The organism is Tuberibacillus sp. Marseille-P3662 (genome assembly GCF_900178005.1).
Lineage (GTDB): Bacteria > Bacillota > Bacilli > Bacillales > Sporolactobacillaceae > Marseille-P3662.
The window spans coordinates 1,557,563-1,570,221 of sequence record NZ_FXBS01000006.1 but is presented as its reverse complement, the minus strand read 5'-3'; the positions used below and the strand labels follow the sequence as shown (position 1 = coordinate 1,570,221).

Below are 12,659 nucleotides of genomic sequence, written 5' to 3'. Positions count from 1 at the left end.
CATTGAGGAAAAATAGGGTTTTAATGATGTCTTTGGTTCTCGTCTTTGCATTGTCGGCTTGTCAACCTCCGAGTGGAGCTCAACAGTCATCAGGAGGAGATGGTGGCAAAAATGTTGTCAATATTGGTTATAGTGGACCATTAAGTGGGGGTGCGGCTGACTATGGTCAAAACGCTTTAAATGGTATTGAACTGGCCGTTAAAGAAATTAACGATCATGGCGGCTTTGAGGTTGATGACAAGACCTATAGCTATAATTTGAAAGCGCTTGATGATAAGTACCAACCCAGTGAAACGGCCAAGAATGGCCAGAAATTTGTACAGCAATCCAAAGCCCCTATTGTCTTTACTTCTCACAGCGGCGGGGTTCTTGCCTTACAAGAATTTAATGAATCAAGCCAATTCATTGTGGCTGCCTATACAAGTGAACCCCAAGTCACGGCGAGTGGCAATCCTTTAACGGTTCGTCTCCCGCCATCTTATGACGGCTACATCGATCCTTTTGCTAACTTCGGAATGGAGCAATTCGGCAAGAAGCTGGGTATGCTGCCGACCAATTCAGCATATGGCAAAGCATGGACGGAATTATTTAAAAAAGGCTGGCAAGAACATGGGGGCGAAGTTGTTGCGGTGAATGAACTTGATTACAACAATGATACGAGCTTTAATGCAGGGGTCAGTAAGACGCTGTCGAAAAATCCGGATGTCTTGTTTGTCGGCGGACCTTCCGAACCGACAGCTCTAGTCATTAAGGAAGCAAGGCAACTCGGCTTTGAAGGTGGCTTTGCGATTATGGATCAAGCCAAATTTAATGAAATTGCCAATGTATTAGGTGGTTATGACATGTTGAATGGTTCCGTTGGTGTGATGCCGCTGGAAGACTATGAAGGACCGTCAACTGCAGCATTTATCAAAAACTATAAAGCAGAATATGGCGAGGTTCCGGGATGGGAGGCTGCTTGGAATTATATGGCCGTTTATGCATTCTCAGAGGCTATGAAACTCGCAGGAACCGTTTCGGATGCTGAGAAGATTCGTGCCCATGTAGAAGAAGGCATGAAACAAATACCTGAAGCTGCACAAGTTGCGGTATTAAATGGATTGAGTGATAACGGTGGCTGGCAATCTGAGCTCACGATTGCCGAAATCAAAGATGGTGAAGTCAAACGCTTAGACGCCGAATAATACATTTCTGGGGTTGCGGGCCACCGCAGTCCCGATCATTTCAATATAATGGAGGAGAAACTATGCATTTGCGATTAAATGATGAACAAAAAATGGTTCAAAAAACAATAAGGAAATTTGTGGAAAATGAGCTGATGCCACTTGAACCGGAAGTATTGCGAAATGAAAGGGAAGGCAGACCAGGGATTTCACCAGAGAAAGCTCAGGAATTGCAGGACAAAGCAAAGGATTTCGGATTTTGGGGCATTAACACACCAGAAGAATATGGCGGTGCAGACTTAGGACAAATGATGCTGGCCATTGTCATGATGGAAACATCAAGAACGTTCGTCCCATTCCAATTTGGCGGTTTTGCCGATAATATTCTTTATTACGGTAACGAAGCCCAAAAGGAGCAATATTTATTCCCGACAATTAGAGGAGAAAAGAAATCTTGCTTTGCCATTACGGAACCAGAAGCAGGGTCGGATACACGCCGAATCCAAATGTCAGCGGTCAAGGATGGACATGAATGGGTGCTTAATGGAGAGAAAACGTTCATTACAAATGGTCATGAAGCCGATTTTGTCATGGTGTTTGCGGTCACGGACAAGGAAAAGAATGGGCACGGCGGGGTCACTTGTTTTCTTGTGGATCGAGACATGGGCTGGGAATCGGAATATATTCATACAATGGGAGAATGGGGTCCGGCTTCTCTCATTTTTAACAATGTTCGTGTGCCTGAAGAAAATATTCTGGGTGAGCTGCACGGAGGTTACAAACTGGGACTTGAGTGGATTGGTTTTAACCGCTGGGTCGTCGCTGCTAGAGCTATTGGGGCCGCTGAGCGCCTCCTTCAAGATGCGATTGATTATTCAAAGCAGCGTATGACATTTGGTAAGCCTATTGCTGACAGACAGGCGATTCAATGGCAGATCGCTGACTCGGCCGTTGAGATTGAAGCGACAAAAGGTCTAGTATTTAACGCAGCTTGGACACTTGATCAAGGTGAGGATAACCGGCAGCTGGCCTCAATGGCCAAACTGTTCGGCGCCAATATGGGGAATCGCGTGATTGACCGCGTGCTGCAAATTCACGGGGGTATGGGTTATACGAAAGAATTGCCGATTGAGCGTTGGTATCGTGAGGCAAGGTTATGGAGGATCTATGATGGGACTGATGAAATTCAGCGAATGATTATTGCGAGAAACCTATTAAAAGGTCATGTCAAAATCGGTGACTTTATTTAAGGAGGTTGATATCAATGCCTAACAAGCCCTGGCTTGTTCATTATCCGGATCATATTGCCAAGGAAATTGACATTCCAAAGCAATCTATCCCGGAAATCTTGCAAAAAACGGCGCGGGACTGGCCGCATCAGACGGCGATTTCGTTTTACCAGCAAGACATATCCTATCAACAACTCGAACGTTCAATGGATCGCTTTGCGACTGGTTTGCAGCAGAACGGGATTCAAAAAGGGGACCGGGTCGCGATGATGCTGCCAAATTCGCCGCAGTTTGTAATGGCTTACTACGGTATATTAAGGATGGGCGGGATTGTTACGCAGGTGAATCCTATGCTCGTGGAACGTGAGTTGGAATATATATTAAAAGATTCTGAGGCGAAGATGATCGTTGTTTGGGATCAATTATATCCGCTTGTCAAAAAAATTCAACCGCGCACACAAGTAGACATTGTTGTGGTTGTATCACTACAGAAACATGGGGATAATGACTGTCCTGAAGTGACCTTCGATGATTTTTTGGCGAGTGATAAGGAACGATTCAGTGAGGTAACGATCCACCCAGCTGAAGATCTTGCGAGTCTGCAGTATACGGGAGGAACCACCGGTCGTTCAAAAGGTGTTATGTTGACGCATCGTAATCTTGTGGCTAATGTTGTACAAACATATGAGTTTTTTAAAGATACGATTAGTATTGGTCATGACAGGTTTTTGACAGTGATTCCGCTCTTCCATGTATTCGGGATGACGTCGGGGATGAACATGGCCGTATACACTGCTGCGACAAACATTTTATTGCCACGCTTTGATCTGGGGGAAGTTCTGGAAACGATTAAAAATGAACAACCGACGACTTTTCCAGGTGTTCCCACCATGTATGTAGCGATCGCCAACCATCCCGACGCGGAGGCCTATGGTATTGGCAGCATTCGGTTTTGTAATAGCGGCAGTGCTCCGATGCCTGTTGAGTTAATGAAGACATTTGAGAACAGATCCGGGGCTGAAATTTTTGAGGGGTATGGATTATCCGAAGCCGCACCGACAACGCACTGTAATCCGAGATTTGCTAAGCGTAAACCCGGTTCTGTCGGTATTGGATTACCTTCAACTGATTATAAGATTGTCGATTATTCTGACGGGATAAAAGAAATGCCTCCAGGTGAGCCCGGTGAATTGATCATTCGCGGACCGCAGGTGATGAAAGGCTATTGGCGAAATCCTGAAGAAACGAAAAATACACTTAAGAAGGGTTGGTTATATACGGGGGATATTGCCACGATGGATGAAGAAGGGTATGTGTCTATTGTGGATCGGAAAAAGGATTTAATTATAGCTGGAGGCTACAATATTTATCCGCGTGAGGTGGAAGAGGTGCTGTATCAACATCCGGATGTTCAAGAAGCGGTTGTTGTTGGGATTCCGGATAAGTACAGAGGTGAAACTGTCAAAGCCGTCGTTGTTTTGAAGGACGGATCATCATTCGTTGAAAAAGATATGCTGGCCTATTGCCGAAAATACTTAGCTGCCTATAAAGCACCGAAATCAATAGAATGTCGAGATGTATTACCGAAGACCAGTGTAGGAAAAATCCTACGACGGCAAATCGTTAAGGAAGAAAAGGAAAAAGGGAAGCAGACAATGTAACAAATGGAAATATATATAAAAAAGGGTGTCTCTGAAGTATTCATCATACTTTTGAGACACCTTCTTTATGCATCCTGACACCGTTTTTGTTTTCTAATTTTCAAGCTATGCCTCCTTCTTGTCACTTGTGTTCCTTAACTTTCATAAAATGTTCCCTAATTCAAATGTTATGATCCCTTATCACGATGATTATGCCATAACTTAAAATTTCAGCCTTCTTAAGCTATCATGCGGCTGCTGATTGATTCAAATTCAGGATCACAACACCAAAAAGAATCAATAGAATACCAAAGACATGTGCCGGAGAGAAGGCTTCCTTCCAGACAACAATGCCGATTATGATTGTTAAGGCTGTTCCGATCCCTGACCATAAAGCATAGCCAATACCTAAAGGAACCGTTTTAAGAGACAACCCTAACAGATAAAAAGAGAGGGTATAACTGAGAACAACAATCGTAGAAGGACCTAATCGACTAAATCCAGAGCTAGACTTCAAAGCCGTTGTCCCAACCACCTCGCAAATAACAGCAATAAGGAGAAACACCATACCTTTCATAATCCTATCCCTCCTTGGTAAAATTCATTAACGCTTCTAAGACACGGTTACGCAAATCATCATTTAATGGGGCTAGACCAAATAATTCAGAAAACCATAGACCGTCACCAGCCAGTCGCAAAATTGTCGCGTTAACGGTGTCGAGGCCGTCATTTTCAATGTTGTTCTGCCATTCCTTATAAGCCTCCCGCATGGGTTCGAGTAAATCAGGATTAATAGCGAGAGCCGCAAGCAAGCCCGCATTCATCTCTTGATTCGAGGCACTTTGCCGATAGGTTTCTTTGATGAAGGCTCTCGTCCATTTACCTTGATCTGACTGATCGTGATCGGCATCCGTTTTAATATTATCAATATAGTTTTGACTTAAATGCTGAACCATTCCCTTAATCAAAGCTTCTTTAGAGGGGAAGTGATATAGCAATCCACCTTTACTCATATCCGCTTGTTCAGCAACCGCATCAAGGGTCATATCAAATATGCCATCTGAGTGAACAATTTGGGATGCCGCGTCTAAAATTTTTAATCGGGTATTGATTTTGGTCATAAATGGTTTCCTTTCTTTTTTGATCTAAATTTATTGTACCGTCTGGACGGTTTTTTGTCAATGAAGACAAACTTTACTTGGGAACCTTAACCTATGTAAATCGTAATATGATCATAGGTGTTACAGAAACATCATAGAAAGGGTTGGACTGATGACTTTTACTGTTTATCTTTTAAGCTTCTTATTTGTATCACTCATTCCAAGTCGGTGGCGTAAGGAAAGCGGAAAAAAATTTTACTTTGAACAAGCTTTACGGCTCATTGTGGGCGCTCTAGTCACCGTGTTTTATTTTTATTTTGGGTTAGTCGATGTATCATTCTCAGCGATATTTCTCTATTATGGTTTAATCGTTGGAATACTATTAGTCGTGGATGCGTTAAGTCGTCAATCAGGGGGCAAAAGTGGTTCGGCGATCGGATCTTTATTCATTATTGCTTGGTTCGTTATGTTGTTTCTCTATCCTTTTACGTTAGCCGATGATAAATATGATATTGCTTCAAAGAAAGTTGAAGTAGTTGAACAACCGGCTAAAGATATGAATGAAAAACATATCCCGGTAGTCCCAAAGGAATACGCTCGCTATAAATCAGAAAAACTTATCGGTAAACTAGATAATGCATCTTATTATACATTGGGTGAGACGCATATCCAAAATATTAATGGTGATCTTACATGGGTGTCTTCCATTGAATATGATGGTTTCTTTAAATGGTGGAAAGCAAAACAAGCGCCGGGTTATATTATGATGAGTGCTCAAGATCAGTGGTCCGATGCTCAAATGGTTAAGTATGATATGAAATACACCCCTTATGCTTATTTTGGTGACAACCTCAATCGCCTTGTTAGGGATCGATACCCAGGGATGATTATTATGGATGCATCACTGGAACCTGATAAGAATGGAAAGCCTTATTATGCTGTAAGTTATGGCCACTATACAAATTATCGCAACATTCGTGTCGTCGATGGTGTTGTCATGGTTGATCCGAAAACAGGTGACATGAAAAAATACGATAAACAAGCAACACCTAAGTTCGTCGAGCAAGTTGTTCCGGAGGATGTCGCTGAAGAAAGAAGCGAATGGTACGGGAAATATCGGCATGGTTTATTAAACGCTTGGTTCGGCAAAAAAGATGTTAAACAATTAACAGATTGGGAAGGTTACGATGCTGTGACAGGCGTCTTCGATGAAGGTAAGCGATTTAACTGGTTTACTGATTTTACTCGACCTGACAATAGTTCCGGATCCATGGTTGGTTACGCAATGATGAATGGACGAACAGGCAACATCACTTATTACAACGGGGCTAATGGGGGGATTAGCGGAAAGTCAGCTATCGATGTTGCAGAAAAGGCCTTCAGGGAGAAAAAATATGACGGAGGTGCCCCAAGTCTGTTTTACCTTTATGGAAAGTTCACTTGGGTTGTCCCGCTCATGGATGCCAATGATGTGTACCGGCAAGTCGTATTGGTTAACGCTAATAATGAGCAAATTACAGGCTTTGCGGAAAATAAACAAGCTGCCTTCAATCATTATAAAACATCAATTGTTCAAAGTGCAGATGGAGACCAAGCAGTACCGACAGATACAAGCATTTTAAGTGAAGAAAAAGGCGTTATATCGCATGTTTACAAATCAGAAACCGAAGGAAAATCAACCGTCAAGTTTATGCTTCAAGGTAAAGAACACATTTATAGTATCACCAGCAAGAAACAACCATTGGCTATTTTTTTGAAGTCTGGGATGCACGTGACGATCCATTTTGTTGAGTCGAACGAGATGGAAACGCCTGTCCTGAAAATGAAGGTAAAAGAAATCGATGTTACAATATCTGATGAAGAAAAAGGCGAGAAAGATTAATAGAAAAAAAGGGGTAAAGGTCATGATTGAAACAGACAGGCTGCTATTCAGACCTTATACGATGGACGATCTCGATTTCTACGCATCATTATGGGCGAATCAGGACGTGATCCGTTATATTGGTATGGGGAAGCCTAAATCGTATGAAGAAGCAGAAGAACATATGAGAAATAGAATCTTACCTGAATATGAACAGGGGCTGGGACTATATGCGATGGTCTATCAACCGGACAACCGGTTAATTGGGCACGCTGGATTAATCAGGCAGACGATCGATGGACAGGAAGAAGTGGAAATCGGCTATTGGTTAGTCCCTGAATATTGGGGTCAAGGGTTAGCGAAGGAAGCAGCCGTAGGGTTTCGGGATTACGGATTAAATGACTTAAAACTGAATCAACTCATTTCCATCATCAATCCCAATCACCCAGCTTCCATATTTGTGGCCAAAAAAGCAGGTCTGTTTTATGACAAAACCGTTCGTTTACATGTCGGTGATGCGTTGATTTATAGGGTGACCAGCACTGAAAATTGACAATAAAGGTCAGGTGAATGGATCATGATACGATTTGGTGTTATAGGAACGAACTGGATTACAGAAAGATTGATTAATGCAGCGAGTGAGATTGAGGACTTTCAGTTGACGGCTGTTTATTCAAGAAGTGGAGAGAAAGCGGCGGCGTTTGCCGAAAAATATGGTGTCCGAGACACCTTTACTGATCTTCATGATATGGCGAATAGTGAAGCGATTGATGCTGTCTATATTGCCAGCCCGAATGCTTATCATGCTGAGCAGTCCATTCTGTTTATGAATCATGGCAAACATGTTCTGTGTGAAAAACCGCTGGCGTCCAACACAGCAGAGGTGGAAGCGATGATCAGTGCGGCCAAGCGTCATGACGTATTGCTCATGGAAGCCATGAAGACGACGCTTCTCCCTAACTTCCAAAGTATTAGGGACCATTTACATAAGATTGGAACCGTGCGCCGTTATTTCGCAAGTTTTTGTAAGTATTCATCCCGTTATGACGCTTATAAGCAAGGTGAGGTCTTGAATGCCTTTAAACCCGAACTGTCCAATGGCTCATTAATGGATCTAGGTGTCTATTGTCTCTACCCTATGGTCGTGTTATTTGGAGAGCCCAATCATGTTCAGGCGACAGGTGTGACCCTTGAATCCGGCGTTGATGGTGAGGGGAGTGTGCTTGCTCATTATGATGACATGGATGCAGTCGTCATGCATTCCAAAATCACAACGTCCCATTTGCCGGCAGAAATTCAAGGTGAAAACGGCAGTATCATCATTGATAAAATATCTGAGCCTGGAGACGTGACCATACAGTATCATGATGGCACTCAAGAATCTATTAAACAACCGGACGATCAGCCGTCGATGTATTATGAAATGAAGGCGTTTATTGATCTCATCAAAATGGGTAAACGGGAATCAACTATCAACTCATATGACCATTCCAAGATGACTGCTCGTGTTCTGGAGCGTGCTCGGCAGCAAATCGGTCTGGTTTATCCTGCTGATCAATAAGGCACGCTTATGCAGCTGCTTGCATTACTGCTCGTCATTGCGTCATCAATCATTCATGCGACTTGGAACTGATTGCAGAAACAATCAGATGGCGGCATGGATTGGCATGATGTTCGGCATATTTATATTAAAAGAACAACAACAATCCCGCATGACGATGGTTTACAGTATCGTGTTGGTGATCGGTATTATTTTTATCGGCATATCTCGCTGATAAAATAATAAAAACCATTGACAATTATTTTGGCTCCCTGCTATACTGTAGTTAACTAATTTTGTTCGGTATGATGGAAAGAATGAATAGCTTCTGAAGTGTTTCGTCTTGAAAAATGATTATTTGAGCAAGAATTGGTAATACAATGTGGTTGGAAGCCACGCAGGAGGAAATTATGGTACAAGGTACAGTAAAATGGTTTAACGCAGACAAAGGTTTCGGTTTCATCGAGGTTGAAGGTCAAGATGATGTTTTCGTACACTTCTCAGCTATTCAAGAAGAAGGCTTCAAAACATTAGAAGAAAACCAAAAGGTTTCTTTTGAAATCGTTGAAGGCAACCGTGGACCACAAGCAGCTAACGTTGAAAAGCAATAAATTGACTTAGCAAAAAAGCACCCAATTGGGTGCTTTTTTTTATGATATTAGATTTGATTCGGACCATGAGAAGCATACTCGTTATCCAGACCTTACTGACCCTATGATTGGGGGTCAGTTTTTTTCTTTCTAGAGAATTGGAAACATTCAAATTCACCCCAACTGACTCTCTTGTCAAAATGTTAACTTGTATTATAGAATGGTTAACAATTAAACATTTTAACATAAGAAAGGAAGATCGATGTGCGATTAAGGGCGATCATTTACACGGCTTTATTCACAGCATTTATGGCAGCTTTAGGAGTGATACCAGGGATCCCCCTCCCATTTATTCCTGTTCCGATCACTTTGCAGACCCTTGGCGTAATGCTGGCAGGAAATGTGTTAGGCGCTCGAAAAGGTTTTATGAGTTTGTTTCTATTTGTCATTTTAGTTGCGATCGGTGTCCCCATTTTGTCTGGATTCCGCGGTGGCATGGGTGTTTTGCTAGGCTACAGTGGCGGCTATGTGTTAAGTTATCCCATCGCTGCTTTTGTCATTGGAGGCCTCAGTCATATATGTGGGGCTAAGAAAATTTGGAAAATGATAATGGCCAATGTGGTCGGCGGCATATTCGTGATCTATATTTGTGGGATTTCGTATGCGGTCGTTATGACCCAGACAGAAGCCATTCCTTTTATGTTGAGTAATCTAGCTTTTCTTCCAGGTGATCTTGTAAAAGTGATGCTATCATCATGGCTTGCCATGAGGTTATACCGGATAACATCTTCTATCAATTATGATATTAAAGAGCGCAAACAAGCTGGATGAGGTGATACCATGAATGTTCTAGAACCGTTGCGTAACCATGCATATCAGCAACCGGATCATAAAGCTATCGTGACAGAGCGGACGACATACAGCTATCAATCTCTCTACCATCGCTTGTTACATATTAAAAAGATGTTAGAGTCGTTTCAGATAGGTGTTGGACGCGTTGGGGTGCTAACACGGGATCATGAAACGATGATTGAAATGTCACTGGGGACAATTCTATCAGGGAAAGTCATCGCCCCATTGGATCGTAAATGGACGAATGACCAGTTGCTAGGTATTTTAAAGAAAATCCAATTAGATCTCCTTATTATTGACCAGGCCTTCTATCAACCGTGGATGGAGGATGAAGTTAAGCGTATTGTATATAGGGACGAACTGTTAATGACTAAGTATAACGAAGGTGACGGTATTTCAGATGTATCCCCTCAAAGTCCGTTCTATTTAAGTTTTACCAGTGGGACGACTGGACTTCCGAAGCCATTTATCAGAGATCATGAATCATGGGTGAATAGTTTAATAAGAGGTCAGTCTGTTTTCCGCTTATCCCGATTGGATCGGGTTGGTATTCCGGGTCCCTTAGAGCATTCTTTAAACTTTTTTGCGTTAATTCAGACCGTAACAGTGGGTGGGACGGCTTATATCAGACAAGGATTGTCTCCCAGTGGATGGTTACATTGGTGTCAAGAAGATCAATTGACGGATCTGTACGTTGTGCCAACCATGCTGACCATGTTGTTATCGGGTGTTCAATTTGAACCCGTAACATCGGCTCCCGACTCCCTTAAATCGGTGATTGTCTCCGGGGATCAATTAAAGCCGGCTGATCGAGAGCAATTTAGAGCGTGGTTACCGTCGACTCGTCTATATGAATTTTATGGCGCATCCGAATTGAGTTTTGTTGCTTACCGTTCACCAGAGCATGCTCATAAGGCCCCTGATTCTGTGGGTGTCCCATTTTCAGGTGTCTCTTTATTCATTAGCAATCAGCAACATCAGCGTTGTCTTGATGGAGAAGTCGGCCGGGTTTATGTGAAAAGCGATATGATGTTTTCAGGGTATCTTGATAGCCCAGAGAAAAATCGGGATCATTTTCTCGGCAACTATTTTACAACCGGTGATTTAGGCTATATGGAAGATGGTTATTTATACATTGTCGGCAGAGAAAGAAATATGTTTATCACGGGTGGATGGAATGTCTACCCGGAGTCCGTTGAGACGGTCATTCGGCGTTATCCAGGTATTGATAATTTGGCGGTGGTCGGTTTATCACACCATCTTTGGGGAAGGATTCCTATCCTTGTGATTGAACAAGCATTGGCCGATTCGATTAACATGAAGCACTTACGACAATATTGCCGAGATCATTTGCCAATACATGAGGTTCCAAGAAGGATTGAAGTCATACCAACCTTACCTTTGACGAATAGCGGCAAATTAGCCCGGCGTCAATTAATAGACATGTTAGAAGAGAGGGATGGTTTTAAAATATGAATCGTCCGGTCATTGTCCAAGCATTAAGAACCCCGATTGGTCGAGCAAATGGAAGGCTTAAATCGATTGCTCCAGAAACATTAGCAGCCAAAGTACTGAAAGCTTTAATCAACAAGGCGAAGGTGGTTCCTGAAGCCATTGATGATGTTATATTAGGCAATGTCGTTGGACCTGGCGGGAATATGGCGAGGTTAGCTTCATTAACAGCGGGTTTTCCCTATAAGGTTCCAGGTGTAACCATTGATCGTCAATGTGGTTCGGGTCTGGAAGCAATCGTCTATGCCATGCGCTGTATTCAAGCAGGGGCGGGTGATTTGTATGTGGCTGGTGGTGTGGAAAGTGTTAGTCAAGCACCATGGAAAATGGCTCGGCCACAATCGATTCATCAAGTCCAACCACCGCAATTTTATGTACGGGCGCCATTTGCGCCTGCTCAAATCGGGGATCCTGATATGGGACAAGCGGCGGAAAATGTCGCTCAACATTATAACATCACACGAGAAGACCAGGATGCTTACGCTATGAATAGTCACGAGAAAGCCACTCATTCTATCAAAACGGGTCGTTTTAATAACGAGATGATAGCCGTTAGTACGCATGACCATAATGATTTAATGGTCGATGAATGTCCGCGGAGCGGATCATTATATCGCTTATTTCGTCGACTCCCACCCCTTTTTGCGGACAATGGACAACAGGGGACGGTCACTGCGGGGAATGCTTGTCCAATGAATGATGGGGCAAGTGCGGTCTTAATGATGTCAGAAGCAAAGGCCAAGGCGTTTGGCTTACAGCCTATGGCCGAAGTCGTGGATGCTGTTTCTATTGGTGTGGATCCTAACTTACCGGGAATGGGACCCGTTCCAGCAGTCACCGAATTGCTTAATAGACATCAACTGACCATTGAAGCTATTGATAGATTTGAGTTGAATGAAGCTTTTGCGTCACAAGTATTGGCCTCCCTTAGGTTATTACATATACCCGAATATAAGGTGAATAGAGGCGGCGGTGCGATTGCATTAGGGCATCCGTATGGCGCGAGCGGTGGGGTGATTATGACGCGCCTCGTTCATGAATTAATCATGGAAGATCAGCAATATGGTGTGGCGACAATGGGCATTGGCGGCGGTATCGGAACCGCCGTGTTGGTCAAACGGGTTCAAACGCAGGACCCATCTATTCATTGACGATGTTAGCCATCAGGTGCT

13 protein-coding genes are annotated in these 12,659 nt (G+C 43.1%); 11 read left to right on the top strand and 2 right to left on the bottom strand.

Going from position 1 to position 12,659, the window contains the following annotated elements; genetic code table 11:
• Nucleotides 1–2: 2 nt before the first annotated feature.
• The 3 genes from B9Y89_RS16485 (at nt 3) to B9Y89_RS16475 (ending at nt 4,053) form a co-directional block, all read left to right on the top strand.
• On the top strand, nt 3–1,184 hold the full coding sequence (locus B9Y89_RS16485) for an ABC transporter substrate-binding protein (RefSeq protein ID WP_085524278.1): 1,182 nt from the start codon (nt 3–5) through the stop codon (nt 1,182–1,184).
• A 62-nt stretch (nt 1,185–1,246) separates the two neighbouring features.
• Nucleotides 1,247–2,413: an acyl-CoA dehydrogenase family protein gene (locus B9Y89_RS16480; RefSeq protein ID WP_085524277.1), complete on the top strand. Its 1,167-nt coding sequence runs from the start codon at nt 1,247–1,249 to the stop codon at nt 2,411–2,413.
• A 14-nt stretch (nt 2,414–2,427) separates the two neighbouring features.
• On the top strand, nt 2,428–4,053 hold the full coding sequence (locus B9Y89_RS16475; RefSeq protein ID WP_085524276.1) for a long-chain-fatty-acid--CoA ligase: 1,626 nt from the start codon (nt 2,428–2,430) through the stop codon (nt 4,051–4,053).
• A 226-nt stretch (nt 4,054–4,279) separates the two neighbouring features.
• Here the strand turns inward: B9Y89_RS16475 and B9Y89_RS16470 are convergent, their stop codons facing one another.
• Together B9Y89_RS16470 and B9Y89_RS16465 are read right to left on the bottom strand one after the other, a co-directional pair.
• A complete protein-coding gene (locus B9Y89_RS16470; protein ID WP_085524275.1) occupies nt 4,280–4,609 on the bottom strand; it encodes a DMT family transporter in 330 nt (109 codons plus the stop codon).
• 4 nt (nt 4,610–4,613) lie between these two features.
• Nucleotides 4,614–5,153, bottom strand: a complete 540-nt coding sequence (locus tag B9Y89_RS16465) for a TetR/AcrR family transcriptional regulator (protein ID WP_085524274.1) — start codon at nt 5,151–5,153, stop codon at nt 4,614–4,616.
• A gap of 151 nt (nt 5,154–5,304) precedes the next feature.
• On the opposite strand from B9Y89_RS16465, the gene B9Y89_RS16460 reads away from it, so the two are divergent.
• From B9Y89_RS16460 to B9Y89_RS16430, 8 genes are all read left to right on the top strand, one after another.
• Nucleotides 5,305–7,014: a hypothetical protein gene (locus B9Y89_RS16460; protein ID WP_085524273.1), complete on the top strand. Its 1,710-nt coding sequence runs from the start codon at nt 5,305–5,307 to the stop codon at nt 7,012–7,014.
• 22 nt (nt 7,015–7,036) lie between these two features.
• Complete coding sequence (locus tag B9Y89_RS16455; protein ID WP_085524272.1) at nt 7,037–7,546, top strand: GNAT family N-acetyltransferase; 510 nt, start codon at nt 7,037–7,039, stop codon at nt 7,544–7,546.
• Nucleotides 7,547–7,570: 24 nt separating this feature from the next.
• Nucleotides 7,571–8,554, top strand: coding sequence for a Gfo/Idh/MocA family protein (locus tag B9Y89_RS16450; RefSeq protein ID WP_085524271.1), 984 nt, complete (start codon nt 7,571–7,573; stop codon nt 8,552–8,554).
• An 88-nt stretch (nt 8,555–8,642) separates the two neighbouring features.
• The gene (locus B9Y89_RS19440) at nt 8,643–8,768 is read left to right on the top strand and encodes a hypothetical protein (protein WP_254901275.1); all 126 of its coding nucleotides are present in this window, start codon (nt 8,643–8,645) and stop codon (nt 8,766–8,768) included.
• 175 nt (nt 8,769–8,943) lie between these two features.
• On the top strand, nt 8,944–9,144 hold the full coding sequence (locus B9Y89_RS16445) for a cold-shock protein (RefSeq protein ID WP_085524270.1): 201 nt from the start codon (nt 8,944–8,946) through the stop codon (nt 9,142–9,144).
• Between the two features lie 243 nt (nt 9,145–9,387).
• A complete protein-coding gene (locus B9Y89_RS16440; RefSeq protein ID WP_085524269.1) occupies nt 9,388–9,954 on the top strand; it encodes a biotin transporter BioY in 567 nt (188 codons plus the stop codon).
• Nucleotides 9,955–9,963: 9 nt separating this feature from the next.
• Nucleotides 9,964–11,451, top strand: a complete 1,488-nt coding sequence (locus B9Y89_RS16435) for an AMP-binding protein (RefSeq protein ID WP_085524268.1) — start codon at nt 9,964–9,966, stop codon at nt 11,449–11,451.
• Nucleotides 11,448–12,638 (top strand): thiolase family protein, encoded by a 1,191-nt coding sequence (locus B9Y89_RS16430; RefSeq protein ID WP_085524267.1) that lies wholly within the window; start codon nt 11,448–11,450, stop codon nt 12,636–12,638. Before B9Y89_RS16435 ends, B9Y89_RS16430 begins: the two co-directional genes overlap by 4 nt.
• Nucleotides 12,639–12,659 lie beyond the last annotated feature (21 nt).

Excerpts from the sequence above, each read along its gene's own strand:
- B9Y89_RS16480 (WP_085524277.1), top strand. The coding sequence starts at position 1,247 with ATGCATTTGCGATTAAATGATGAACAAAAAATGGTTCAAAAAACAATA.
- B9Y89_RS16475 (WP_085524276.1), top strand. The coding sequence starts at position 2,428 with ATGCCTAACAAGCCCTGGCTTGTTCATTATCCGGATCATATTGCCAAG.
- B9Y89_RS16470 (WP_085524275.1), bottom strand. The coding sequence starts at position 4,609 with ATGAAAGGTATGGTGTTTCTCCTTATTGCTGTTATTTGCGAGGTGGTT.
- B9Y89_RS16465 (WP_085524274.1), bottom strand. The coding sequence starts at position 5,153 with ATGACCAAAATCAATACCCGATTAAAAATTTTAGACGCGGCATCCCAA.
- B9Y89_RS16460 (WP_085524273.1), top strand. The coding sequence starts at position 5,305 with ATGACTTTTACTGTTTATCTTTTAAGCTTCTTATTTGTATCACTCATT.
- B9Y89_RS16455 (WP_085524272.1), top strand. The coding sequence starts at position 7,037 with ATGATTGAAACAGACAGGCTGCTATTCAGACCTTATACGATGGACGAT.
- B9Y89_RS16450 (WP_085524271.1), top strand. The coding sequence starts at position 7,571 with ATGATACGATTTGGTGTTATAGGAACGAACTGGATTACAGAAAGATTG.
- B9Y89_RS19440 (WP_254901275.1), top strand. The coding sequence starts at position 8,643 with ATGGCGGCATGGATTGGCATGATGTTCGGCATATTTATATTAAAAGAA.
- B9Y89_RS16445 (WP_085524270.1), top strand. The coding sequence starts at position 8,944 with ATGGTACAAGGTACAGTAAAATGGTTTAACGCAGACAAAGGTTTCGGT.
- B9Y89_RS16435 (WP_085524268.1), top strand. The coding sequence starts at position 9,964 with ATGAATGTTCTAGAACCGTTGCGTAACCATGCATATCAGCAACCGGAT.
- B9Y89_RS16430 (WP_085524267.1), top strand. The coding sequence starts at position 11,448 with ATGAATCGTCCGGTCATTGTCCAAGCATTAAGAACCCCGATTGGTCGA.